Annotated in this window: 18 protein-coding genes; 15 read left to right on the top strand and 3 right to left on the bottom strand. The window is 43.5% G+C overall.

Annotation, left to right across the window (positions count from 1 at the left end):
• Positions 1 to 7 precede the first annotated feature (7 nt).
• Positions 8 to 1804, bottom strand: a complete 1797-nt coding sequence (locus BS19_RS09070; protein WP_038174774.1) for an ABC transporter ATP-binding protein — start codon at positions 1802 to 1804, stop codon at positions 8 to 10.
• Between the two features lie 85 nt (positions 1805 to 1889).
• Here BS19_RS09070 and BS19_RS09065 point away from each other — a divergent pair, with 85 nt between their 5' ends.
• The 14 genes from BS19_RS09065 to rmf all read left to right on the top strand — a co-directional run bounded on the left by BS19_RS09065 (position 1890) and on the right by rmf (position 22672).
• Positions 1890 to 2363 (top strand): GAF domain-containing protein, encoded by a 474-nt coding sequence (locus BS19_RS09065; RefSeq protein ID WP_038174773.1) that lies wholly within the window; start codon positions 1890 to 1892, stop codon positions 2361 to 2363.
• Positions 2364 to 2462: 99 nt separating this feature from the next.
• The gene (gene proQ / locus BS19_RS09060; RefSeq protein ID WP_038174772.1) at positions 2463 to 3092 is read left to right on the top strand and encodes an RNA chaperone ProQ; all 630 of its coding nucleotides are present in this window, start codon (positions 2463 to 2465) and stop codon (positions 3090 to 3092) included.
• 17 nt (positions 3093 to 3109) lie between these two features.
• Positions 3110 to 5107, top strand: a complete 1998-nt coding sequence (gene prc / locus BS19_RS09055; RefSeq protein WP_038174771.1) for a carboxy terminal-processing peptidase — start codon at positions 3110 to 3112, stop codon at positions 5105 to 5107.
• 144 nt (positions 5108 to 5251) lie between these two features.
• The gene (locus BS19_RS09050; RefSeq protein WP_391090280.1) at positions 5252 to 5905 is read left to right on the top strand and encodes a hypothetical protein; all 654 of its coding nucleotides are present in this window, start codon (positions 5252 to 5254) and stop codon (positions 5903 to 5905) included.
• Between the two features lie 218 nt (positions 5906 to 6123).
• Positions 6124 to 8730 (top strand): aminopeptidase N, encoded by a 2607-nt coding sequence (pepN, locus tag BS19_RS09045; protein ID WP_038174767.1) that lies wholly within the window; start codon positions 6124 to 6126, stop codon positions 8728 to 8730.
• A 96-nt stretch (positions 8731 to 8826) separates the two neighbouring features.
• The gene (locus BS19_RS19785) at positions 8827 to 9045 is read left to right on the top strand and encodes a DUF2835 domain-containing protein (RefSeq protein ID WP_084185955.1); all 219 of its coding nucleotides are present in this window, start codon (positions 8827 to 8829) and stop codon (positions 9043 to 9045) included.
• A gap of 188 nt (positions 9046 to 9233) precedes the next feature.
• Positions 9234 to 14075: an NAD-glutamate dehydrogenase gene (locus BS19_RS09040; protein WP_038174765.1), complete on the top strand. Its 4842-nt coding sequence runs from the start codon at positions 9234 to 9236 to the stop codon at positions 14073 to 14075.
• Positions 14076 to 14162: 87 nt separating this feature from the next.
• A complete protein-coding gene (gene pyrD / locus BS19_RS09035; protein WP_038174764.1) occupies positions 14163 to 15173 on the top strand; it encodes a quinone-dependent dihydroorotate dehydrogenase in 1011 nt (336 codons plus the stop codon).
• A 191-nt stretch (positions 15174 to 15364) separates the two neighbouring features.
• Entirely contained in the window at positions 15365 to 15910 is a 546-nt protein-coding gene (locus BS19_RS09030; protein WP_038174762.1) for a cell division protein ZapC, read from the top strand.
• A 506-nt stretch (positions 15911 to 16416) separates the two neighbouring features.
• On the top strand, positions 16417 to 18540 hold the full coding sequence (gene rlmKL / locus BS19_RS09025) for a bifunctional 23S rRNA (guanine(2069)-N(7))-methyltransferase RlmK/23S rRNA (guanine(2445)-N(2))-methyltransferase RlmL (protein ID WP_038174761.1): 2124 nt from the start codon (positions 16417 to 16419) through the stop codon (positions 18538 to 18540).
• 23 nt (positions 18541 to 18563) lie between these two features.
• A complete protein-coding gene (locus tag BS19_RS09020; protein ID WP_084185954.1) occupies positions 18564 to 18803 on the top strand; it encodes a glutaredoxin family protein in 240 nt (79 codons plus the stop codon).
• On the top strand, positions 18784 to 20700 hold the full coding sequence (locus tag BS19_RS09015; protein ID WP_038174758.1) for an ABC transporter ATP-binding protein: 1917 nt from the start codon (positions 18784 to 18786) through the stop codon (positions 20698 to 20700). Before BS19_RS09020 ends, BS19_RS09015 begins: the two co-directional genes overlap by 20 nt.
• 5 nt (positions 20701 to 20705) lie before the next feature.
• Positions 20706 to 22295 carry a DUF3466 family protein gene (locus tag BS19_RS09010; protein ID WP_038174757.1) on the top strand — a complete coding sequence of 530 codons (1590 nt, stop codon included), beginning with the start codon at positions 20706 to 20708 and terminating at the stop codon, positions 22293 to 22295.
• 203 nt (positions 22296 to 22498) lie between these two features.
• Positions 22499 to 22672 carry a ribosome modulation factor gene (rmf, locus tag BS19_RS09005; RefSeq protein ID WP_038174819.1) on the top strand — a complete coding sequence of 58 codons (174 nt, stop codon included), beginning with the start codon at positions 22499 to 22501 and terminating at the stop codon, positions 22670 to 22672.
• A gap of 132 nt (positions 22673 to 22804) precedes the next feature.
• Here rmf and fabA read toward each other — a convergent pair whose 3' ends face one another.
• Together fabA and BS19_RS08995 are read right to left on the bottom strand one after the other, a co-directional pair.
• Positions 22805 to 23323, bottom strand: a complete 519-nt coding sequence (gene fabA / locus BS19_RS09000) for a bifunctional 3-hydroxydecanoyl-ACP dehydratase/trans-2-decenoyl-ACP isomerase (RefSeq protein WP_038174756.1) — start codon at positions 23321 to 23323, stop codon at positions 22805 to 22807.
• Positions 23324 to 23413: 90 nt separating this feature from the next.
• Positions 23414 to 25060 (bottom strand): S16 family serine protease, encoded by a 1647-nt coding sequence (locus BS19_RS08995; protein WP_038174755.1) that lies wholly within the window; start codon positions 25058 to 25060, stop codon positions 23414 to 23416.
• A 171-nt stretch (positions 25061 to 25231) separates the two neighbouring features.
• Here BS19_RS08995 and matP point away from each other — a divergent pair, with 171 nt between their 5' ends.
• Complete coding sequence (gene matP, locus BS19_RS08990) at positions 25232 to 25678, top strand: macrodomain Ter protein MatP (RefSeq protein ID WP_038174754.1); 447 nt, start codon at positions 25232 to 25234, stop codon at positions 25676 to 25678.
• Positions 25679 to 25692 lie beyond the last annotated feature (14 nt).

The raw sequence follows: 25692 nt of genomic DNA, 5'->3' as shown, positions 1-25692 counted from the left end.
AATATGACTAATGGTGTGATTGCACACTGCCATATAAGGTTTGATATAAGCCTTGTTGTTCAACCAACTCTCCATGCGTACCTGTTTGTGTGACTTGACCATCTTCAAGTACATAAATCAGATCGGCTTGTTTCACCGCTGACAGTCGATGGGCGACTATTAACGTGGTTCGTCCTTGTAAGAAGTCTGTCAACGCTTTGTGTAATGCCGCTTCTGTTGCGGTATCAAGTGCGGAAGTTGCTTCGTCAAGAATAACAAATTTTGGGTTACTCAATATCATTCGAGCAATCGCTAAACGTTGTCGTTGTCCACCAGATAAACGAATGCCACTGCGGCCAATTTGTGTCTCTAAGCCGTCACTGAGTTGTTTGATGACGTCTTGCATTTGGGCAATTTCGAGTGCACGCCACAGTTGTAAGTCATCAAACTCAGCGCCCAAGGTCAGATTATGCCTTAAAGTATCATTAAAGAGTATAGGCTGTTGTAATACCACAGCTATTTGCTCACGAATAATCTCAAAACTGATATCTTCGCATTTCTCACCATTAAAGCGGATAGTACCGGAATCCGCTTGATACACACCAATAAGCAGTTGAATCAAGGTTGATTTCCCCCCACCACTAGCACCAACCAGAGCCACTTTTTTTCCTGCTGGGATAGTTAGAGAGAGATCACGTAGTACGTGCGCTTCGGCGTTATACGAGAAATTGACCTTATCAACCACGACTTCGACTTCGCGATCATCATTAAACGGATTAACCTTACTGACAGGTCGAGCTTCCTCTTCTAAGTCAAGTAGGGCATTGATCCGTTTTAAAGCGGCTTTAGCACTATACCAAGAGAATTGAACCCCCAGTAACTCTTGAACCGGAGAGAGCATAAACCACAGATAACCGAACACGGCGAATATTTGACCGATGGTGAGGTCGCTAAACAGCACCATTAACATTGCGACCGCGCGAAACAGTTCAAAGCCGAGTAAAAACAGTAAGAAGGAGATGCGTCCAGCCGCTTCTGATTGCCAGGCGTATTTATCTGCATCAATTCGTATTTGATTGGCTTGCTGCTTCAGTTCACGAAGAAACTCTCGTTCACGGTTGGCAGCGCGAAGTTGATAGATGCCATCTAAGGTTTCAACCAAACGATTTTGGAACTGTTCAAAAGATTGATTTTCACGCTTTTTAAGATGTTTTACTTTACTGCCAAGTTTTCGAGAAAAGTAAATGACGATGGGGTTAACCAATAAAATAAATAAACCCAAGCGCCAGTCAAGCCACAATAGCACTCCAGCAGTGCCCAAAACGGTGAGCAAACTTATCAAGAATTTACTCAACGTCGAGCCTATAAACTGGTCGATCGTTTCAATATCGGTAACCAGATGGGCGTTCACGCCACCACTGCCGCGCGTTTCATACTGACGGATACTGATTCGCCCCAACTTATCAATCATTTGACTGCGCATCTGGTAAGTGATGGTTTTGGAGACAAGAGTAAATTGACGACTTTGCAAAATGTTGAGTGCTTGGCTTACACTGCGCATTAAGACAACCAACATCAACGTTAAAAAAATATAACCAGTCGGTGTTTGCATTGAGTCAGGCAAAAGGAGGTTCATTGCTGCAAGCCCTTGTCCTGGTTGATTGAGAAGTACCTCATCAACCATCAAAGGCATTAATAGCGGGATTGGCACGCTGATCAAGGTTGCAATCAAAGCGATTATATTGGCAAAGATCAGCTTAGATTTATGCTTTTTTACTTGAGTTATCAACCAAGAACGGCTAATAGTGTTGGGATTGTCAGTCATTATAATGAGAATGCTTACTATTTATTCTTTGTACGTATTGTACGTAGATTCATGATAGAAGTCTCCAGTTTCAAATGGAAGTAGTATGAAAATAGAACATTATCAACGCTTAACCAAGCAAGTCATCGCGTTAATTGAGTCTGAACCTGATCTTATTGCGAATTTAGCCAATATAAGTTCTGTATTGAATATGGAACTTGAACAACTCAACTGGGTAGGTTTTTACTTAATGCAAGGGGATGAGCTAGTTTTAGGACCGTTTCAAGGCAAACCCGCGTGTGTGAGAATTCCACTTGGTCGCGGTGTTTGTGGTACCGCTGCGGCGACCAATACCGTGCAAAGAGTTGAAGATGTACATCAGTTTGATGGGCACATTGCCTGTGACGCGGAAAGCAACGCCGAGATCGTGATTCCGTTCTCTATTAATGGTCAAGTGGTGGGCGTACTCGATATTGATAGTCCAAATGTGGGTCGATTTAATGAAATTGATCAGCAAGGGCTGGTATTTTTGATGGGTGAAGTAGAAAAGCTGCTTAATTCACACGCTATCAAGGCATAAATTGATTATTGAGTGTGGTTTTTCGCTTGCAGGTCACTATAATACCTCAAATATTTGTACTAAATGCTCGCGGACAAGCCGCAATAACCAGGAATCCTCATGGAAAACACTGAAAAGTTAAAAAACAGCAAAGAAGTTATCGCGTACGTTGCTGAATGTTTCCCTAAGTGCTTTACTTTAGAAGGTGAAGCAAAACCACTTAAAATTGGTATTTTTCAAGATCTTGCGGAGCGTCTATCTGACGACCCGAAAGTTAGCAAAACTCAACTTCGTGCAGCGTTAAGACAGTACACTTCATCATGGCGCTACCTTCACGGAGTTAAGCCTGGTGCAGTTCGTGTAGATTTAGACGGCAACCCAGCAGGTGAGCTTGACGAAGAGCATGTTGAACATGCGAAAGCAGCACTAGCTGAGAGCAAAGCGAAAGTACAAGCTCGTCGTAAAGAGCAAGCACAAAAAGCCCGTGAAGAAGGCAAAGCGAAAGCTAAGCCAGCGGCGAACAAGCCTCAAGGCCGTCGCTCGCAACAAAACAAAGTACAAAAAGCCAATAAGCCAGTAGAAACTCGTGCTCTGACTGCTGACGATATGACAGTCGGCAATCAAGTAAACGTTAATATGGGCAAAGGAAATATGGCTGCGACTATCGTTGAAATCAATAAGGAAGATGTGCGTGTTCAACTGTCTAACGGCCTACAAATGGTTGTGAAAGCGGAGCACTTGCGCGCTTAAAGGAGATACTCCTACGCATGAAATGCCGTTCAAAATTGTCGCTGATTGCTGCTAGCCTCTGGCTAGCAGCGTCTACCGCTAACGCGTTAGAGGCAAACATCAGCTTAGAGGACTTACCCGTTCTCTCTTCAGAAGCTCAGCATGAGACCGCAAGCAAACGTGTCACATCGCGCTTTACTCGATCCCACTACAAACACTTCTCACTTAACGACCAGTTCTCTCAAGCCATTTTCGAACGTTATATCGAAATGCTTGATTACAATCGCAATATTTTTACTCAAGCAGACATCGCCACATTAAATAAATGGTCTACATTGATTGATGACCAGTTGAAATCCGGTGACAATCAGATTGCGTTTGATGTTTATAATCTTTCGATGAAACGTCGTTATGAGCGCTTCCAATATGCCCTTCGACTTCTCGACAAAGAGATGACCTTCGACACAGATGAGTTCATTGAGTTAGATCGAAGTGAAGCGGCTTGGCCAAAAGATACCGCTGAGTTAGATGAACTGTGGCGTAAGCGAGTTAAATACGATGCGCTCAACCTTAAACTGACGGGTAAAGAGTGGGATGAGATAAAAGAGATGCTCGGTAAGCGTTATAACAACGCGCTTAAGCGTCTTAGCCAAACTCATAGTGAAGATGTTTTCCAACTTTACATGAACGCGTTTGCGCGAGAAGTGGATCCCCACACCAGTTACCTTTCACCTCGCAGCGCCGATCAATTCCAAACCGAGATGAATTTGTCGCTCGAAGGGATTGGTGCGGTGCTACAAATGACCGACGATTACACTGTTATCCGTTCACTTGTTGCTGGTGGCCCGGCTTCAAGCAGTAAGCAATTGGCTGAAGGTGACCGCATTATTGGTGTCGGGCAAGATGGTGAAGCTATTGTAGATGTGATTGGCTGGCGTCTTGATGATGTGGTACAGCTAATCAAAGGTCCAAAAGGCACCAAAGTTTATCTGCAGATTTTGCCAGAAGGTAAAGACGCCAAACCCGAAGTGATCACCATTGTTCGCGATAAGATCCGTTTGGAAGATCGGGCGGTGAAATCAGAAGTTATCGAAAAAGATGGCAAAAAAATCGGTGTACTTGAAGTTCCAAGCTTTTATGTAGGACTGGCAAAAGATACTAACAAGCTTATCTCTGAGCTAAAAGAGCAAGGCGTTGACGGTATTATTGTTGATCTACGTAATAATGGCGGTGGTGCTTTAACTGAAGCCACAGCGCTTTCGGGCTTGTTCATTACCAGTGGCCCTGTTGTTCAAGTGCGTGATAGCTATGGTCGTGTCAATGTCAATAGTGATACTGATGGTGAAATCAGTTACGACGGGCCAATGACCGTGCTGGTTAACCGTTACAGTGCCTCGGCCTCTGAGATCTTTGCTGCGGCAATGCAAGATTACGGTCGTGCATTGATTGTTGGTGAAAACTCGTTCGGTAAGGGGACAGTGCAGCAGCACCGTTCACTTAATCATATCTATGATTTATTTGATAAAGAACTTGGCTACGTGCAGTACACAATCCAAAAGTTCTATCGTATCGATGGTGGTAGTACGCAAAATCGTGGTGTGGCACCCGATATTGCCTTCCCAACCGCAGTTGAGCCGAGTGAGACTGGTGAAAGTGTCGAAGATAATGCGCTGCCTTGGGATAGTATTGAACCGGCTGAATATCAAGTGTTACAACGTAACCCTGTTCAAGTTGAACAATTAACAACGGCTCACCAAGCCCGTATTGCTCAAGATCTCGAATTTGGTTTTATTGCTGAAGATATTGCCAAATACAAAGCAGAGAAAGACGACAATGCATTGTCTTTGAATGAGAAGACACGCAAGGCTGAAAGTGAGCAGGCGGATATTCAACGCTTAGCGCGAATTAATCAGCGTCAAAAAGCGATGGGCGAAGCTCTATTTAAAACGCTCGATGATGTTCCTAAAGATTATCAAGCACCAGATGCTTATCTGGATGAATCGGTCGCAATTATGGTCGATATGCTGAAATCCTAGTAACATCATGCAGTTATCAAGTGGGCTCAATGAGTCCGCTTTTTTTTTGCCAATAATTAATGTGATTTAGATCAATTTTTTTAGCGTGTTATCGGCATGGCGCCTAAGCTTAAGAAAAAGAGTATGGAGCGCGCTATGAGATTGATGGCCTTATTTTTACTTTTGTTCACCAGTGGTGTGTTTGCGGAACAGGCGCGCGACAATAGCGATTTAACCCAATTTGATCAGCCATTCTTACTTGGTGATTGGTATTTGGTCAATACACAGCCAGAACAATCGCAAGAGAAGTTTTTAGCGATTAAACTCTCACTTGACTCCAACTACACTTTTAAAATCGATATACAAAAGCATGATTATTCCGTCGATCATTGGGAAGGTTTGTATACGGCCAATGATGATACCATTATTCTTGGTCTCAATAGTGATGAGCCACAGGTCTATCAATATTCTGCCAATCATAATCTACTTAATCTCAACGGTGTCACCTTCACCAAAGCGTTATCTAATGCACTCGCAGGAATGTGGTCCAGTGCTCAATTGGCAGGCGATGATATCGACTCAAATGATGTCAATCGGCTCGATTTGATCCTACAGCCTGATTTTGTCTTCATGTTTCGAGTCAGTAATGATGAGGGCGATGAGGCTGTTCATCGCGGTGTGTACTATACCGAAGGTGAACATTTGGTGTTGTTATACGAAAATGGTGAGCACGAAACTAAGTACACTCTTAATCGAGATATCTTGACGTTAGAAATGGAGGAAGGCGCGCTCTATGCGGTATTGAACCGTATACGATAAGTCATAACCAATTAGCGTGAACTTTGACGATAATCTAGACAAATTGTTTGAATTCGACACCAGCTGTAGACAAAAAACGAGGTATTTCTTAGCGGAACCTCGTTTTTTTGTATCGAGACAGGTAAGCTAATACGCAATGGTTCGACGTCTTTACGACGCGAGTTCAAACTGCACAAGCAGTGCGCTTTTCATCTCTAATTAGTCAGAAGGATTTAGACATGGCTCAGACTCCACAAGCCAAATACCGCAAAGACTATCAGTCTCCATCGCATACCATCACTGATATCGATTTGACCTTTGATCTTTACGATAACCAAACAACGGTTAGTGCCGTTTCCCGCGTTAAACAGCTAAAAGAATCAACAACCATCCAGCTTGACGGTGAAGCGTTAACGCTAAAAAGTATTCATGTTAACGGTGAAGCTTGGAGTGCTTTTAAACAAGTCGAGGGTGGTTTAGAAATCAATCAACTGCCTGAAGAATGTGAGCTAAAAATCGTGACTCTCATTGACCCCGAAGCCAATACCGCATTAGAAGGGTTGTACAAATCAGGTGGCGCTTTCTGTACCCAGTGTGAAGCAGAAGGTTTCCGCCGCATTACTTATTATCTTGATCGCCCCGATGTATTGGCGAAGTTCACAACCAAAGTTATTGCTGATAAGAGCCAATACCCTTACTTACTAAGTAATGGTAATCGTGTTGCCCAAGGTGAACTTGAAGGTGGTCGTCATTGGGTTCAATGGCAAGATCCACATCCGAAACCTGCGTATTTGTTCGCTTTAGTGGCTGGTGATTTTGATGTCTTGCGCGATAAATTTGTAACTCAATCTGGGCGTAACGTTGATCTCGAAATATTCGTTGATAAAGGTAATTTAGACCGCGCGCCACATGCGATGACGTCACTTATTAACTCAATGAAATGGGATGAAGAACGTTTTGGCCTTGAGTATGACTTAGATATCTACATGATTGTTGCGGTCGACTTTTTCAACATGGGCGCGATGGAAAATAAAGGTCTCAATATCTTTAACTCTAAATTTGTTCTCGCCAATGAAAAAACCGCAACGGATACCGACTACCTGGGTATCGAAGCGGTTATCGGTCATGAGTATTTCCATAACTGGACAGGCAACCGTGTGACTTGTCGAGATTGGTTTCAGCTAAGTCTTAAAGAAGGTCTAACGGTATTCCGCGATCAAGAGTTTTCTTCGGATCTAGGTTCTCGTGCGGTGAACCGTATTAATAATGTACGTATTATTCGTGGTCCTCAATTTGCTGAGGATGCAAGCCCGATGTCACATCCGATCCGCCCAGAAAAAGTGATAGAGATGAACAACTTCTACACTTTGACCGTGTATGAGAAAGGCAGCGAAGTCATTCGTATGATGCACACTCTATTGGGTGAAGAAGGTTTCCAAAAAGGCATGAAATTGTACTTTGAGCGCCATGATGGGACAGCAGCGACATGCGAAGATTTTGTCGCGGCGATGGAAGATGCGTCAGGTGTTGATTTAACACAATTCCGTTTATGGTACAGCCAATCGGGGACACCAACGGTTAGCGTGTCAAGTGAGTACAATCAGGCGGCGAAAACTTACACGTTAACGATTGAACAATCTACGGAACCGACACAAGATCAGGCAGACAAACAACCTCTACATATTCCATTCGACGTTGAGTTGTACACGAATAACGGTGAAGTGATTGAGTTACAATGTAACGGAAATCCAATCAATAATGTACTCAGTGTCACCGAGGCCAAGCAAAGCTTTGTGTTTGACAATGTTACCGAGCAGCCTATTCCTTCATTATTGCGCGAGTTTTCGGCCCCAGTAAAACTTGAATATGACTACAGCGACCAAGAGCTCATTTTCTTGATGGTTCATGCACGCAATGAATTTGCTCGTTGGGATGCAGGACAAATGCTGTTGGCAAAATACATTCGTGATGGCGTAGCAGACGTGCAAGCACAACGAGACGTTGCATTGCCGCCAGCAGTGGTTGATGCCTTCCGTGGTGTACTATTATCCGATCAGCTGGAGCCAGCATTTATTGCCGAAATGATGGCCTTGCCAAGTCACAATGAAGTGATGGGATGGTATAAACAAGCAGATATTGATGCAATTGCTCAAGTGTTGAAAGCGTTCAAAGTGATTTTAGCGACTGAACTTGAGGATGAGTTGAGCGCGCTATACCACAGCTTAAAACAAGCCGATTACACGGTTGACCACGCATCGATTGGTCAACGATCGCTACGTAATAGTGCGTTGGGCTTACTTGCGTATACTGCGCAGGGTAATCATTTAGTTAAAGCTCAGTATGACAGTGCCAACAACATGACAGACACTATTGCCGCGATGAACGCAGCCAATAGTGCTCAGTTGGCTTGTCGTGAGTCATTGATGGCTGACTACAGTAACCAGTGGAAGCACGATGGCTTGGTGATGGATAAATGGTTTGCACTACAAGGTGCTAACCCAGCTGAAAATGCGCTTGAGGTGATAAAGCAGACCATGAGTCACGAGGCATTCAGTCTGAAAAACCCCAACCGTACCCGTAGCTTAATAGGGTCGTTTTTGAATATGAACCCGGTCCGCTTTCATGCCAAGAGTGGTGAAGGGTATCAGTTTGCTGGGGAAATTCTACGTCAACTTAACAGCAGCAACCCACAAGTGGCGTCGCGTTTAATTGATCCATTACTTAAGTTTGGTAAGTATGATGAAACGCGTCAACTACTTATCAAGCAGCAATTAGAAGAGTTACGAGCAATGGATAATCTTGCTAACGATCTATTTGAGAAAGTGAATAAAGCACTCGAATCCTAATCAAGCGCAGTAAAACAGTAGCACTTTTTAGTGCTACTGGTTATTTATACAGTGATTTTGGGGCTAAGCCAATAACGTTACTTTTTTAACCAATTTATGAACCATTATTATTTTACTCTCAATATTTCTTATCAAACTTTCTTGTCACACTACAATGGTGTCGCAAGCAACATTTTAGTTATAACTGACAGTGGGTTACGCTTACAATTGCCTGCATCTCGTTTCAGGCCCTTTGTTAGTCAAATTGGTCTAAAAGGGCGCTTCAGATTAACAACTGACCAAAAAAATAAGTTTATAAAGTTGGAACTTCTGTGAGCAACTGATTTTATAGAAGTTTAAATAGAACCTTAGTCACAATATCAAACATTTCACCTCTTACCACTCCCAAAAGAATTAACTATTTATCAATAAAGCTTTTACAATGAAGCGGCATTACCCGTGTTAAGCACTATGCTTACAACATCCCTCAAAAATACATACAATTCTAATTGTGGAGTGTGATTATGACCGCGCGTGAAACATTGATGCCGGTTCTGCTTGAAAAAGTTTACAAGCTTATTCAAGACAAACTCGAGCTTGCTCATCAACCCCTAGTCACCCAACTTGCTCAACATCTCTTTAGCAACATTTCTCAAGACGATCTTATCGAACGTAATGAATCAGATCTGTATGGCGCCGTTATTTCTCTATGGCACCATATTAATGAGAAAAAAGCTGATGAACTCTCTGTACGAGTTTTTAACCCGACGGTAAGTCGCCAAGGTTGGCAATCTACTCATACCATCGTTGAGATTGTGGTACCCGATTGTCCCTTCCTAGTCGACTCAGTAAAAATGGCTCTCAGCCGTTTAGATCTTTCATCACACTTAATGCTCCACGGACCGACGCAAATTGCTCGCACTGGAAAGGGAGAGATTGTTTCAATCAATGCTGGAGAGGGCGCACTACAGTCTCTGTTCCACATTGAGGTCGATCGCCTTAGTGACAAAGAAGCCATGACGTCACTCAAGCAAGAGTTGTTAAGTATTCTTAATGACGCAGGACTGGTTGTGCAAGACTGGTTATTGATGGTCGAAAAACTTGAGCAAGTGACTTCTGTGGTCGAAGCTCAAAAGGGCAAAATAGCGATCGAACGTGATCGTTATGATGAATCTATCCAGTTCCTACGTTGGTTAGGTGATCATAACTTTACCTTTATGGGTTACAAAGAGTATGACTTAGTGACCGTTGATGGCGATACCGAACTAAGGCCAACCCCTGATAAAGGCTTAGGCTTATTTGCCAACCGAGAACGAGTGCGTACCGTTAATCTTAACGATTTTCCCGACTCAGCGCGTCTTGAAGTGAAAAAACCGTTCTTGCTGATTGTGACTAAAGGCAATCGCCCATCAAGAATTCATAGACCTGCGTACACGGATTATATCGGCATTAAAAAATTCGATGAGAATGGCAAAGTGATTGGTGAACATCGCTTTACTGGCCTATATACCTCAGCGGTGTACAACCAGAGTGTGGCGGATATTCCACTTATTCGTGAAAAAGTAGAGCGAATTCTTAACGCGAGCGGTTACCGTGAAGGCTCGTACTCTTTCAAAGCACTGCACAATATTCTTGAAAACTACCCCCGTGACGAACTTCTACAAGCGAAAGAAGATGAGTTACTTGAAGTGGGAATGGGTGTTGTACAGATGCAAGACCGCGATCTATTGCGCCTCTTTGTGCGTAAAGATCCGTTTGGGCGCTTCTTCAGCTGCATGGTTTATGTAACGAAAGATCGTTATAACACCGAGCTTCGACGCCACACCCAGCGCATTCTTAAACAGTATTTTGGCTGTAAGCAAGAAGTGGAGTTCACCACTTACTTTTCTGAGAGTCCGTTGGCTCGCACACATTACATTGTTCGTGTTGATAATAACAATATGGACGTTGACGTTAAAACGATTGAGCAAAACTTAATGGAAGCATCTTCAACTTGGGATGATCGTCTATCCGAAGCGATCGTGGCAAACTTTGGTGAAAGTAAAGGCCTACCGCTATCGAAAGAGTATTTGCGCGCTTTCCCTCGCTCCTACAAAGAAGACGTTTTGCCTGGTTCAGCAGTGGCAGACATTGAGCGCTTAGAGAAGCTCAATGATGACAACAAGCTGGGAATGTTGTTTTACCGTCCACAAGAATTAGGCGCTGATTCTAAATCAGTGAGACTCAAGCTATACCACCGTGACGAGCCCATCCATCTATCCGATGTGATGCCAATGCTAGAAAATCTCGGTTTGCGCGTTATTGGTGAATCGCCATATGAAGTGCGTAAGGCGAATGGTCAAGTCTATTGGATTTTAGATTTCTCGATGCTGCATAAGAGCGACAAAACGGTCGATCTTCGTGAAGCTCGTGATCGTTTCCAACAAGCATTTGCCGCCATTTGGGCGGGAGAACTCGAGAGTGATGGCTTTAACCGCTTAGTATTAGGTGCTTCATTAACGGGGCGCGAGATTTCTATTCTTCGTGCTTATGCTCGTTATATGCGTCAAGTCGGTTTCCCATTCAGTCAACAATATATTGAAGACACCCTTAGTCATTATCCAGAATTGGCCAAAGGGCTGGTGGAATTATTTGCTAAGCGCTTTGAGCCAAAATCTAAGGGTAGTCAGAAAGGTCAAACCGATCTGATCAATAAGATGACAGAGCAGCTAGATCATGTTGAAAGCTTGGATGATGATCGAATTATTCGCCGCTACATGGAAATGATCACGGCTACGTTACGTACCAACTACTATCAAGTTGACGACAATAAGCAGCATAAACCTTGGCTAGCACTCAAAATGAAGCCAAGTGAAATCCCTGATATTCCGCAACCTGTACCAGCATTTGAAATATTCGTTTACGCCCCCGACATCGAGGGTGTTCACTTGCGTGGTGGTAAAGTGGCTCGCGGTGGCTTGCGTTGGTCGGATCGCCAAGAAGATTTCCGCACCGAGATTTTAGGCTTGGTGAAAGCGCAACAAGTGAAAAACACGGTCATAGTTCCGGTTGGTGCTAAAGGTGGTTTTGTCTGTAAGCGTCAACATACGTTCAGTGGTCGCGATGAAATCTTTGCTGAAGGTCAACGTTGTTATAAACGTTTTATCCGCGCACTACTTGATGTATCTGACAACATCATTGAAGGTGAGGTGGTACACCCAACCGGTGTGGTACGTCATGACGAAGACGATCCGTATTTGGTGGTTGCCGCTGATAAAGGGACAGCAACTTTCTCCGATTTAGCTAACTCTGTTTCAGCAGAATATAACTTCTGGCTAGGTGATGCTTTTGCCTCCGGTGGCTCTAACGGTTACGATCATAAGGCAATGGGTATCACGGCGAAAGGTGGCTGGGAATCGGTTAAGCGTCATTTCCGTGAAATGGGCATCAACTGTCAAACCACCGACTTTACTGCGATTGGCGTGGGTGACATGGCGGGTGATGTATTTGGTAATGGTATGTTGCTTTCTAAGCATATTCGCTTGCAAGCTGCATTTAACCATATGCACATCTTTATTGATCCAAACCCTGATTCAAAGTCTGGTTGGGAAGAGCGTAACCGTTTGTTCAATCTGCCTCGTTCAAGTTGGGAAGATTACAATCCAAAACTTATCTCACAGGGCGGTGGTATTTTCTCACGTCGTGCAAAATCGATTGCCTTGACGCCAGAAATCCAAAAAATGCTCCGTACTAAGAAAGCATCAGTGGCACCGAATGATCTGATTAAGATGATCCTTTCGATGAAGGTTGATCTACTTTGGAACGGCGGTATTGGTACTTATGTTAAAGCGTCAACTGAAACTCATACCGACGTAGGTGACCGTGCCAACGATGTATTGCGTATCGATGGTCGTGATCTGAAAGCGAAAGTGATCGGAGAAGGCGGCAACTTAGGTATGACTCAGCTCGGTCGTATTGAATATGCTCTCAATGGTGGCCGTGTTAATACCGACTTCGTTGACAATGTTGGCGGTGTAGACTGTTCGGATAATGAAGTAAACATTAAGATCTTCTTAAATGGCTTGGTTGCAAACGGTGATCTTACCGTTAAACAGCGCAACAAGATCCTTGAGTCGATGGAAGAAGAAGTGGGCGAAATCGTTCTTGATGATGCCTACTGCCAATCCGAGTCAATCTCTGTGACTGAGCAGCAAGGTACGTCACTGGTCAAAGAACAAATTCGCTTTATTCATGCAATGGAGAAAGCGGGCTATCTTGATCGTGCCTTAGAGTATATTCCTGATGATGAAACGTTATTAGAACGTGAAAAACAAGGGATGGCACTTACTCGTCCTGAGCTGTCAGTGCTTGTGGCTTACGCTAAAATGGTATTGAAAGAGCAGTTAGTTCATGAAGACATTGCCAATGACGATTTCCATGCTGAGCAGTTAACTAACTACTTCCCAACAGAGTTACGCCGTAACTATTCTCAGCAGATGAACAACCATCCGTTGAGAGCAGAAATCATTGCGACAGCACTTGCTAACCAAATGGTTAACGAAATGGGATGTAACTTCGTTACGCGTCTGCAAGAAGAGACCGGGGCAAACGTGGTCGATATTTGCAATGCATATGCCGCATCTCGTGAAATATTTGGCCTAGGTAAAGTGTTAGAACAGGTTCGTGCGCTAGATAATGAGGCTACAACTCAAGCACAATACAGCATGATCTTTTATGTGCGTCGTACTCTACGTCGTTTGTCACGTTGGTTATTGCGCAACCGCAAGGGTAAACAGTCAGTTAAAGCCCTAATTGAGCTTTATCAAGCTGATGTTGATACTATCAAAACACATCTTGATCAGATGCTGGTTCCATCGGAAGTTGAAGAACATAACGATATGGCACAAGCGTGGATCGAACAGGGAATTAGTACCGAACTGGCGAATTACGTTGCTCGACTTTCTAGTCTCTACTCAGCTCTTGACATATCAACCGTGTCTCGAGAAGCAGGAAAAGGGATTGAGAAGACCGCGAAATTGTACTTCAACCTTGGTGATCGCTTGTCGTTGCATTGGTTCTTGAAGCAGATTAACGGCCAAGCGGTCGATAATAATTGGCAAGCACTTGCACGTGCTGCATTCCGTGAAGATCTCGATTGGCAACAACGTCAATTGACAGGTCAGGTATTGAACTGTGCTTGTGAACCTGAAGATCTCGATGTGATGAAAGCACTAGATGACTGGATTGTGACCAACGAAATTTCGTTGCACCGTTGGGAAAACATCCTCAACGAATTCAAAGTCGGTTCAGTGCACGAATTCGCTAAGTTCTCTGTTGCACTGCGTGAACTCATGCTGCTTAACTTGAATTGTTCAGCCAATGAGTAAACGATTGCTTTAATTCGTTGAATTTTTCGGTAAAACATTGAATAATACAGCCCCGTTTACACGGGGCTTTTTTCTTTCGGAGGCACAATGCTTTACCGTCTAGCCAGAACTGGCTTTTTCCAACTTGATGCCGAAAAGGCACATGATCTTGCAATTCAAAACTTCAAACGTTTTACGGGTACACCACTCGATCTTCTTTATCGTCAACAGCTACCACATCGCCCAGTCGAATGCATGGGGCTAACGTTCCGTAATCCGGTTGGACTTGCTGCAGGGCTTGATAAAAATGGTGAATGCATAGAAGCTTTTGATGCGATGGGCTTTGGCTTTGTTGAAGTAGGAACGGTCACGCCGCGACCTCAATCAGGCAATGACAAACCACGTTTATTCCGTCTCGTTGAGGCAGAAGGCATCATCAATCGAATGGGCTTCAATAACTTAGGTGTCGATAACCTGATTGAAAATGTTAAGAAAGCCAAATACAGCTGTGTTCTTGGTATCAACATTGGTAAAAATAAAGACACACCAATCGAAAAGGGTGCAGAAGACTATTTGATCTGTATGGATAAAGTCTATCAGTACGCCGATTACATCGCCGTTAATATCTCATCACCGAATACACCTGGATTGCGTTCACTACAATATGGTGAAGCATTAGATGAACTTCTTGTTGAGTTAAAAGCAAAACAAGCCGAGTTAGCGAAGCAGCATGATAAATATGTCCCTCTTGCTCTAAAGATCGCACCGGATCTTAGTGATGATGAGATCAGCCAAATTTGCCAGTCATTGATCAAAAATCAGATTGATGGAGTGATCGCGACCAATACTACACTAGACCGTTCAATTGTCGAAGGTATGAAACATTCGAACGAAGCAGGGGGCTTAAGTGGTCGACCTGTGCAATTACGTAGTACCGAAGTGGTTCGCCGTTTGCATCAAGAGCTTAATAACCAAATCCCGATAATTGGTGTTGGTGGTGTAGATTCATATGTTGCGGCAAAAGAGAAGATGATGGCTGGTGCAAATCTGGTTCAGGTCTACTCAGGCTTTATTTATAAAGGTCCTGGATTAGTACGAGATATTGTTAAAAACATTTAATAGTTAGTATTATTAATCGCTTAAGTGACATTGTCACTAGGGACACATACAGCAATTTTAAGCACTCGAGAAGAGGGAATGAGCTTTCATTTCCTCTTTTTTTTCGTCTATTAGCGCATAGAATCTGAGTATTGATTGGCGAGGTAATTAAGCGTTTTACCGACATTCATTACAAATAAAGAGATGGAACGATGCTTAAACCCAGTGACAAATGGACCTGGTACTATGATGACTCAGAGCAGCACTTGATGCTTGATCTGGGTGATAACATGGTATTTAGAACCAATCTTGCTCGTAAGTTGATTGTCGAGTGCGCGATTGGTATCAATGAATTTTCAGTTGATGACGCCTCTGCTTACATGACATACAAAGAGCAAATCTCATTACTGGGTCTCAGTGAGCCAAAACAAGCAGAACTGACGCTCTATTGTGTTGCTGCAAAACGCTTTCATAAACCTGTTCAGCCTAAAAGCTGGTTCTTTGATTCACTCTCCGATGGTCAGTTAAAGCCTGAGGAAGGGGACCTAATTCGTCTTAACAACTCTTACAGTGATGGCTACTTCTTAGTGCTTGAAGTGGGTGAGAGCGCCAGCTTATGTGCCTCTGTCAATTTAGAAGCGTTTTGGCTCAATAGTTCTAAGTGCCTAGAGTTTGGCCAAGCCATTAAAGTTATGCACGACCGAATTCAATTATGTAATCACCATTTCCATGTTCAACCTATCTCAATGGTTGGATAGGATAGGCGTAAGCCCAATTATCGTTCCTTTGTTTCATTTTCCGCCAGCTTTTTAAAAAAGTTGGCTTTTTTTTGTCTATCATTTACGTCCTAAATGAGACGAGCTGCTCGAATCATCGTCAGCAGCGTGTGTCTCTATTGTGAGATGAGTTCAAAATTTCACCGACAAAGCAATGTCTTTATCCTCATATCTGTCCTTTAAATCTCGCGTAATCCCCCAATAATTCCTCATTTGACGATTTTCTGTTGCTTTGTTACGTAAAAATTAATGACTGGTATAGACCAGTTTTGGCAAGAATAAGTATTCACTTCGCTCTAATTGCTTATCGAATAACAGAATTGGTTTTAGCTACTCCATTGGCATGACGTTAAAATACGACACGAGATGTTGATGATTAATTGAACGATTGAAGAGAGAAAAAGGGTGAATTAAGGGATTGAGCTAACAGTAACTAAGCGAGTCAGGTATAATGCGGGGTCATTTTTTTAAAGAATCAAAACATCACTATGCATCAATATCTTGCCGTTACCTCCAATGGCCTTGAAAACCTATTGGTAGACGAGCTGACCAAGCTTGGAATTAGCAACGCCAAACCCGTGCAAGCAGGGGTTCGCTTTAAAGCGACAAATGAACAGATCTATCGAGTCTGCTTGTGGAGCCGCTTGGCTTCAAGGTTCGTACGCGTGCTATCAGAATTCACTTGTAACAATGATATGGATCTTTACTTGGCCGCATCGGCTGTTAACTGGGTGAATCAGTTCCACAGCCGAAACAAGTTGGTTGTTGATTTCAACGGTACTAACCAAGAAATCCGTAATAGCCAATACGGCGCCATGAAAGTAAAGGATGCGATAGTCGATAGTTTTGAAAAGAAAAACCTACCTAGACCGTCGATCAGTAAAGATCAACCTGATCTTCGCATTCACGTTCGTTTACACAGAGATAAAGCGATTCTTGGTGTTGATATGGTTGGAGGTGGCCTTCATCAACGTGGATATCGTCCTGAGTCGGGGCGCGCGCCTTTAAGAGAAACACTTGCGGCGGCAATTATCCTTCGCAGTGGTTGGACGCATGAAAAATCATTCCTCGATCCGATGTGTGGCTCAGGTACTTTATTGATTGAAGCGGCTATGATGGCGGCGAATATGGCTCCTGGTGTTAATCGTCCTAAATGGGGCTTTGAAGTACTGGAAGATTTTCAACCTGAGTTGTGGGCTGAGGTTAAATCCGAAGCATCAGTACAGGCAAAACGCGGCGTCAAAAAAGTTGACGCTAAATTTTTCGGTTTTGATAACGACGAACGGGTACTCAAAACTGCACGTGACAATGCTCGCCGTGCGGGTGTGGACTCGTTGATTGAATTTGAATTGGCGGATGCGGCAAAACTAAAACGTCCAAAAGGCTTTGAAGCTGGTGTTATTGTTTCTAACCCGCCTTATGGTGAGCGTTTGGGGACTCATCCAGGTTTAATCGCGCTCTATACCGCATTTGGCGCCCAGCTCAAGGCTGAATTTGGTGGTTGTCAGGCGTCTATTTTCTCAAGTTCTGATGAATTACTTAGCTGTTTGCGAATGCGTGCAGATAAACAGTTCAAGCTCAACAACGGCGCGTTACCTTGTCACCAAAAAAACTATTCAATCAGTGAGCGTTCTTCGCAAGCAACAGGTGACAATGTCACTGAATCTTTGATTGCTCCTGACTTTTCGAATCGTTTAAAAAAGAATATCGCTAAGATAGGGAAATGGGCACGTAAAGAACAACTGGATTGCTACCGTATTTACGATGCTGACTTGCCAGAGTATAACGTTGCCATTGATATCTACCTCGATAACTTAGTGATTCAAGAGTACGCTGCACCAAAAGATATTCCAGAAGAGAAAGCCAAACGTCGCCTTACCGATATTATTCGTGCAGCGATTCAAGTGACGGGCATTGATGCTAATAAAGTGGTACTCAAAGTTCGAGAGAAACAGAAAGGCCGCTCTCAATATCAAAAGCTATCACAAGAGTCTGAAACGCTAACCGTCAATGAGTACGGTGTTAAGCTAATTGTTAATCTGCACGATTATCTCGATACTGGCTTATTTCTTGATCACAAGCTCACTCGACGCAAGTTAGGTGAAATGGCGCAAGGTAAAGATTTCCTTAACCTATTCGCCTATACAGGCTCTGCAACCGTGCATGCGGCTTGTGGTGGGGCAAAATCAACAACGACGGTTGATATGTCTAACACTTATCTCGATTGGGCCAAAGAGAACATGAAGCTTAATGGCCAAGTTGGTCGTCAGCATCGTTTCGAGCAAGCGGATTGTTTGCAGTGGCTTGAGACATCGACGGCGCAATTTGATCTGATCTTTATTGACCCACCAACGTTTTCTAACTCAAAACGTATGGAACAAAGCTTTGACGTGCAACGCGATCACATCCAATTGATGAGAAATCTTAAACGCTTGTTGAGAGCGGACGGTACTATCGTGTTCTCAAATAATAAACGTCATTTCAAAATGGATCAGGCAGCGTTAGAAGAGATTGGTTTGGTTGCAAATAATATCTCGCACCAAACGTTACCACTGGACTTTGCACGTAATAAGCATATCCACAATTGTTGGGTTCTTGCGCACAAACACTAAGCACAAACACTAATAGGTGAGCCGTGATTACATTATTCAGTACAGAGGGCTGCCATCTATGTGAGATGGCACTGACTCTCACCCAACAGCTTAATATCAACGAATCTATTACCATCGTTGATATCGCGTTTGATGATGAGTTATTTTCTCGTTACGGCGTCACTATTCCAGTGCTACATTATCACGGCAGTGAGCTAAACTGGCCGTTTGATTTACAACAGTTACAGATTTGGTTAGGAAACAATGGCATTACTTACAATTAATAATGGACTGTTAGCCTATGGCGACCATCCTTTGCTTGATAGCGCGGACTTCGCCTTACAAGAGAACGAACGCGTTTGTTTAGTTGGCCGTAATGGTGCCGGTAAATCGACGTTAATGAAAGTGATCGCGGGCGAAGTACTGCTCGATGATGGCAAACTTACCGTGACTCAAGATGTCGTGGTATCGCGCTTAGAGCAAGATCCACCGCGTAATCAAGAAGGAACTGTATTTGATTATGTTGCTGGTGGCGTTGCGGAAATCGGCAATCAAATTAAGATCTATCAAGATCTGCTCGATCTCATCGCGGTCGATCCATCAGAGCAAAATATTAATAAGCTTTCACGTATCCAAGAGCAGCTTGAGCATTCCGGTGCATGGCGTTACGAAGACCGAATTAAGAATGTTTTGGCTGCACTGAAGCTAGATGGGCATGTCAAGCTGACTGATTTATCGGGCGGTTGGCAGCGTAAGGCTGCATTGGCGCGCGCTCTAGTGTGTGACCCTGATGTGCTATTGCTTGATGAACCGACCAACCACCTTGATGTGACCACCATCGAATGGTTGGAAAATTTCCTAAAGGATTTTCGCGGTTCGATTATCTTTATCTCTCACGATCGCGCTTTTATTAAGTCAATGGCAACGCGTATCGTCGATCTTGATCGTGGTAAGTTGGCCTCGTTCCCTGGTAATTACGATAATTACATGATCGAAAAAGAAGAGATGCTTCGTGTCGAAGAGATGCAAAATGCCGAGTTTGATAAAAAATTAGCGCAAGAAGAGGTCTGGATTCGTCAAGGTATCAAAGCGCGTAGAACGCGTAATGAAGGACGAGTTAGAGCCTTGAAAAAACTGCGTGACGAACGTCTAGACCGTCGTGAAGTGCAGGGCAAAGCGAACATTCAGATTGATGACGCTTCTCGCTCAGGAAAGATCGTATTCGAAGCTAAGAATATGAGTTACTCGATTGAAAATAAATCGATTGTTAAAGACTTTTCTTTCAATATCATGCGTGGCGATCGTATTGCGCTAATCGGGCCAAATGGTTGCGGCAAAAGTACACTACTTAAACTTCTATTGAACACGCTTGAGCCACGATCGGGTACCTTGCATTGTGGGACTAAACTTGAAGTGGCGTATTTCGATCAGTATCGTGAAATTCTCGACCCTGAGAAGACGGTGATTGATAACTTAGCTGATGGGAAACAAGAAGTGATGGTGGGCGGTCGTCAACGCCATGCCTTAAGTTACTTGCAAGATTTCCTCTTCGCTCCTAAACGCGCACGTACACCAGTAAAAGCACTGTCAGGCGGTGAGAAGAACCGTTTACTACTCGCACGTATTTTCCTTAAACCGAATAACTTGCTAGTTCTCGATGAGCCGACCAACGATCTAGATATCGAAACATTGGAACTTTTAGAAGATTTGCTTGCCAACTATCAAGGTACGCTTTTATTAGTAAGCCATGATCGCCAGTTTGTTGATAACACGGTAACGACAAGCTGGATTTTCGAGGGAGAAGGTGTCATCGAAGAGTTCGTTGGTGGTTATCATGATGCTCAGCAACAGCGTGCGCAGTCTCATAAAGCGCGAGTGAACGAAAAAACAACGAAAACCGTCCAACAGGTTGAGGAAACTCCCAAAACGAGTGCAGTGAACAACAAGCCGAAGAAGTTATCTTATAAACTGCAGCGAGAATTGGAAGTACTTCCGGCCAAACTTGAACAGCTCGAAGCTGACATCGAATCTCTTCAAGAGCAAGTTAACAGCGCTGAGTTTTTCTCAAAGCCCGTCGATCAGACACAAGCCGTATTAGAAAAGCTTGCTGCTCTAGAGCAGGAGCTTGAAATTGCCTTCGAGCGCTGGGAAGAGCTCGAAGCAATGCAACAGGAAAGTTAAATTTAATGAGTCGTAATATATTAAAAGTCACCACATTAGCCGCGATGGTTGCGGCTTCTTTTAGCGCCAATGCTGCGCTTTACAATGTGTATCAGAGTGCGCCTGAAGGTGCGAGCACAGACCTGCAAACTTATGGTGTAGCAATATCGCCTGAAACTTCGGTTTGTTGGAACAATGTTTGTAACGAAAACACTTCTGTTATGGCAACGGAAGTAAAACGCTATCGTGAAGGTTTTCAGTATCGCGACGAAGCTCCGTTTTTCTCACCATTTGGCTGGAGTTATCTAGATGACAACTGGGAAGGCTTTCGTAGCTATTGTTATCGTTTCTTAGGTTATTCGGATACGCTGTGTGAAAGATGGGCAACCCAGCAATACACTAATGGCTACGCCAATGAGCAGAGTGGTAATTATGCGGGTTCTATCGCGTATCTAGATGGTGTATCACTTTACTCAGAAAATACAGTAGTTAATAGTATTGATAGCGGTTTTGCTACTGGTAACCGAACCATTGGTGGTACACCGAGAAATGTTGCGTTTACCAGTTCTGATGGCAGTACGGTTTCTGATCTTTCTTTAACGGATACAGCAAGTACCACATATGCTGAGTCGCATGCATGGAAGACACTCTATGATGGAGTCAATTACTATACTGTCGGCAGCGTTACTAGAACCAACAATCATTCTTCAAGTGATAACGACTCAAAAGCCGCTGTATGGATAAATGGAATATTGCAGCAACCAATTAGTTGGTTTGGTGGCGCGAACAATGGCGATAGACGTGCTCATGCAAGTGCGCGCGATATCATTAAAGACGGTGCCAATTTGTATGCCGTGGGGTATAACTCAGATAATGATATAAGGTTTAAGGCGACGGTCTTTAAATCAACAGACAGTGGTGTAAGCTGGACACCTGTGCAGGTTAACAACTTTCCTTATGATTCAGAACGGTACTTGAATCAAACATTGAAGGCGGTTAACGATAACAAGATAGCAATTGGTACAGCTAAGCTTGATGAGCCACTAAACGGGGCATATTCTAATACGCTATTTTATGTGAATGATTTGGATTCACCTTCATATAAAGCATTCAGTGGCAGTATCTTTTTTTCAGGCGCGAACGGTAAAGCCGGAAGTATCAATAATCATAATGATGTAGTTGGTACCATAGATTATGATCAACATCCTGAAACTAATGGTAAGCCTCGTGGGCAACGTGCATTTATCACTAATCTGGGTGTAACATCTGGCTCAGCGCCAATCGGTGGTCAAGCTCGTTATCTAGATGACTTAACATATGGTTCTGGAGCTTCCTCAGACAATAATCAATATCGTATCGTTCAAGCGGCAGATATTAATGATGCGGGTGTCATTGCGGCAACGGCATATTACTGCGCTGGTGGATGGGACAGTGAAGCGTTTAACGCCGCTTGTAGTGCTGGGGCATCATTAGTAGCTGTGGAACTTGTACCTATTCAAGATGCTACCAGTATCTCTAAACGTCCAATCGAACAGAGTACGGTAGAGCGCCAAGGTGGTACATTAGGGTTCTTAGCACTGACTCTACTCGGCTTACTTGGGTTCCGTAGAAAATAGATTAAATTGTAAACAAGAGCACAGGTTCACATTTTTGGATCTGTGCTTTTTTTTCGCTTGAATTTGGCTCTTTTTTGATCGAATCTTAAAGGTGAAGTCATAAAAGCTTCACATCTACTCGTTACGTCATTGTGTAAACGATGAATGGAGTGAGGTGTTTTAAGTAGTACGTTAAGAAACATTTTATGTATGAGGACGACACTATGAAGAGACAAAAGCGTGACCGCTTGGAAAGAGCTCAATCTCAAGGTTACAAAGCAGGTCTAAATGGCCGCTCGATGGAGGCATGTCCGTACCAACAGATGGATGTTCGATCCAATTGGCTTGGTGGTTGGCGCGATGCCAGAGAAGATAAACACTCTGGTCTCTACAAATAACACTCAATCCACATACGATATAGGAACTTAGCCCCGTAAGGGGCTTTTAAATAGCCACCTGGTGCACTATAACTAAATGCATTGTCAACAAAAAAGCGACTCTAGAGAGTCGCTTTACTATATAAGAAACAGTTAAAACGCTGACGTATCTTGGAAAAGGCCAACTTTCAGGTCCTTAGCAACATAAATCTCTTTACCGTCAACCAGTACACGTCCATCAGCAAGACCCATAACCAGTTTGCGATTAACGACACGCTTCATATGGATTTCATAAGTTACTTTTTTCGCCGTTGGCAGAATCTGGCCGGTAAATTTCACTTCACCAACACCCAGAGCTCGGCCTCGACCTTTACCGCCAACCCAGCCTAAGAAGAAGCCAACCAATTGCCACATGGCATCTAAGCCTAGACAACCTGGCATTACCGGATCACCAGGGAAGTGGCAATCAAAGAACCATAGATCAGGAGTAATGTCTAACTCTGCTAGAATAAGACCTTTACCGAAATCACCTTCTGTTTCTGACATCTTAGAGATGCGATCCATCATCAACATATTTGGTGCTGGTAGTTGTGGGTAACCAGGACCGAACAGTTCTCCTCGGCTTGAGGCTAGAAGATCATCACGGTTATAAGAATCACGTTTGTTTTGCATTATCAATTACTCCAGATTTTGATAGCAGCATGTTAGTGAACAGGTGTACGCTAAACAACTCCGATCAGTCGTTTTGTGGCCATTTTTTACTCAAACGAACCAGTTTTTGATGCGCTCCACAATTCCTTGCGGATGTTCATGTCTTTCAAAGTTTTCAATACGTTGCGCAATCTTGCTGATTACGCTTTCGTCATCATCACCACGAAATGGCTTACCCATTAAGATAGGGACGGCTTCATCAACGGTTGATACTGACCAGATATGAAATTGATTGTTTTTAATGCTCTCAACGACATCTTTGTTGAGCGCTAAATGCTTTAAGTTTGATTTTGGTAAAATGACACCTTGCTCGCCAGTTAAGCCTTGGTGTTTACAAACATGGTAAAAGCCTTCAATTTTTTCATTGAGGCCACCAACAGCTTGTACTCGTCCAAACTGATCAACAGCACCAGTAACTGCAATTTGTTGATTTATTGGGTATTCCGACAAAGCACTGACAAACGAGCATAGTTCGGCAAGCGTCGCGCTATCACCATCGACTTCGCTGTAAGATTGTTCAAAAACAACGGATGCAGAGTAGGGTAACGGCTCGTCGAGTCTAAGTGCACTACTGACGAACGCTTGCATTATCATCATGCCTTTGGCGTGTAAGTTACCACCAAGCTCCGCTTTTCGCTCTACATCAGAAATATCCCCATCGCCGAAGTGGATAACACATGAAATTCGCGCGGGTTCACCATATGACATAGGGTGACCTGGTATATCAATCACGGTTAATCCGTTTACCTGACCAACACTTTCACCTTTGGTTTCAATCAAGACTTGCCCATCGGTGATGTCAGCCAATGCCCGTTCAGGTAGATAAGCTTCTCGGAAATACTTGCTGTCTAGAGCGGCATCAAGATCTTGCTCTGACAGTACTTTACCGTTTGAGGTAAGTTTGGCTTCTTGAAACAAACAAAGATACCACAGCACCTCAATAGGCATGTAGTGTTGGTCTTCAGTATAGCGCGCACCGGCAATCATTAACCGATGAAGCGCACCGAAAGACAGGGGAGGTAACTGATGCGTTTTGACCAACCAAGCGATAAAGCCAAAATAAGCTTCTACGCTCTGCGGCGTTAAGGCAAACTCGTTTTCAACTTCAGTAAACAGGGCAAGGCCAGTATAAGCTTCTGGTTCTATGTACTCAAAGTCTGCGATTTGATGGCGGTCGCCGACAATAACAATTTTTATTTGGTAGTGGTTTACTGGCTGTTCAGTCGCAATTTTATGTGGGTTCGCATTGATTGGACTAACGCCTTGACCAAGAAGAACGGATTTCAACATCTGCCAGCTAGCTGGGTTGGCAAGTACCAAACTTACCGGAATCACTAAATAGCCATTATTCGCTTTATCTAACAGACCGACACTAGAGGTGACAATGTCACCTTTATCATTGCATGTGTAGGAGCCTAATAGAGTGGCGATGTTTAAAGACTCTGTCGAGAATACTGGCTTATTACGATCAATGCGGTTGATGCCGTCTTTTATTAACTGACGATAAAAAGAGTTATCGAGCGAGTTGACGATCAGCAAGCGGCTTAGGCCATCTAAATGACAAAAGGTTGTTAATGTATGCTTGAGTCGAGCTTGGATGTCGAAAAAATCAACCAACTCTAAAGTATCGAAGCGTTGAATCTGAGAGTCGTATTGAGAATACTGAGGGGTAACGGCGTGCCAGCTTTCTTGGTTCATTAATATCGTTTTGTGTCCGCTAAGTAGACGTGAATTATATAGAAAAAGCCAATCAGTATATATAGATAATTTATCTAATGATCTTGGTCTCTTTTCGATTACAATGGGGATTGTAACTTTCTTAGTATAGGGTTACGCTGTCACCTATAACGTTAACGGAATGGCTTCGCAATGAAATATCAACAGCTTGAAAACTTAGAGTGCGGTTGGAAATGGAATTACTTGATTAATAAATGGAAAGCAGGCGAGTCCATCACATCATACATTGATACCAGTGAAGCCGATGCCGCCGTTAATGAGCTTCGCCAGTTAGAGCATCAACCAACGAGAGTGCTGGAGTGGATTGAGTTGCATATGGCTCCCGAGCTTGAGAATAAACTTAAGCAGGCGATTAGAGCAAAACGCAAACGTCATTTCAACGCAGAGCAAGTCCATACGAAAAAGAAATCCATTGATCTTGACTATCGCGTTTGGGAAAAATTATCGTATCGAGCTAATGAGTTGGGATGTACCTTGTCGGACGCGATCGAATATCTGTTGTCAGAAGCGTCACGAAGCGAAAAAGCAAGCAAAGCAGTAACCAGTTTAAAAGAAGATTTGAGTAAGTTACTTGATTAATACGGGGGCTATTC

Origin of the sequence: Vibrio pacinii DSM 19139, from assembly GCF_000711795.1 — a bacterium.
GTDB lineage: Bacteria > Pseudomonadota > Gammaproteobacteria > Enterobacterales > Vibrionaceae > Vibrio > Vibrio pacinii.
This window is presented reverse-complemented; position numbering and strand designations above follow the sequence as displayed.

What these genes read in the sequence shown, in the direction of transcription:
- BS19_RS09070 (WP_038174774.1), bottom strand. Translation starts at nt 1,804, where the DNA reads ATGACTGACAATCCCAACACTATTAGCCGTTCTTGGTTGATAACTCAA.
- BS19_RS09065 (WP_038174773.1), top strand. Translation starts at nt 1,890, where the DNA reads ATGAAAATAGAACATTATCAACGCTTAACCAAGCAAGTCATCGCGTTA.
- proQ (WP_038174772.1), top strand. Translation starts at nt 2,463, where the DNA reads ATGGAAAACACTGAAAAGTTAAAAAACAGCAAAGAAGTTATCGCGTAC.
- prc (WP_038174771.1), top strand. Translation starts at nt 3,110, where the DNA reads ATGAAATGCCGTTCAAAATTGTCGCTGATTGCTGCTAGCCTCTGGCTA.
- BS19_RS09050 (WP_391090280.1), top strand. Translation starts at nt 5,252, where the DNA reads ATGGCCTTATTTTTACTTTTGTTCACCAGTGGTGTGTTTGCGGAACAG.
- pepN (WP_038174767.1), top strand. Translation starts at nt 6,124, where the DNA reads ATGGCTCAGACTCCACAAGCCAAATACCGCAAAGACTATCAGTCTCCA.
- BS19_RS19785 (WP_084185955.1), top strand. Translation starts at nt 8,827, where the DNA reads ATGAACCATTATTATTTTACTCTCAATATTTCTTATCAAACTTTCTTG.
- BS19_RS09040 (WP_038174765.1), top strand. Translation starts at nt 9,234, where the DNA reads ATGACCGCGCGTGAAACATTGATGCCGGTTCTGCTTGAAAAAGTTTAC.
- pyrD (WP_038174764.1), top strand. Translation starts at nt 14,163, where the DNA reads ATGCTTTACCGTCTAGCCAGAACTGGCTTTTTCCAACTTGATGCCGAA.
- BS19_RS09030 (WP_038174762.1), top strand. Translation starts at nt 15,365, where the DNA reads ATGCTTAAACCCAGTGACAAATGGACCTGGTACTATGATGACTCAGAG.
- rlmKL (WP_038174761.1), top strand. Translation starts at nt 16,417, where the DNA reads ATGCATCAATATCTTGCCGTTACCTCCAATGGCCTTGAAAACCTATTG.
- BS19_RS09015 (WP_038174758.1), top strand. Translation starts at nt 18,784, where the DNA reads ATGGCATTACTTACAATTAATAATGGACTGTTAGCCTATGGCGACCAT.
- BS19_RS09010 (WP_038174757.1), top strand. Translation starts at nt 20,706, where the DNA reads ATGAGTCGTAATATATTAAAAGTCACCACATTAGCCGCGATGGTTGCG.
- rmf (WP_038174819.1), top strand. Translation starts at nt 22,499, where the DNA reads ATGAAGAGACAAAAGCGTGACCGCTTGGAAAGAGCTCAATCTCAAGGT.
- fabA (WP_038174756.1), bottom strand. Translation starts at nt 23,323, where the DNA reads ATGCAAAACAAACGTGATTCTTATAACCGTGATGATCTTCTAGCCTCA.
- BS19_RS08995 (WP_038174755.1), bottom strand. Translation starts at nt 25,060, where the DNA reads ATGAACCAAGAAAGCTGGCACGCCGTTACCCCTCAGTATTCTCAATAC.
- matP (WP_038174754.1), top strand. Translation starts at nt 25,232, where the DNA reads ATGAAATATCAACAGCTTGAAAACTTAGAGTGCGGTTGGAAATGGAAT.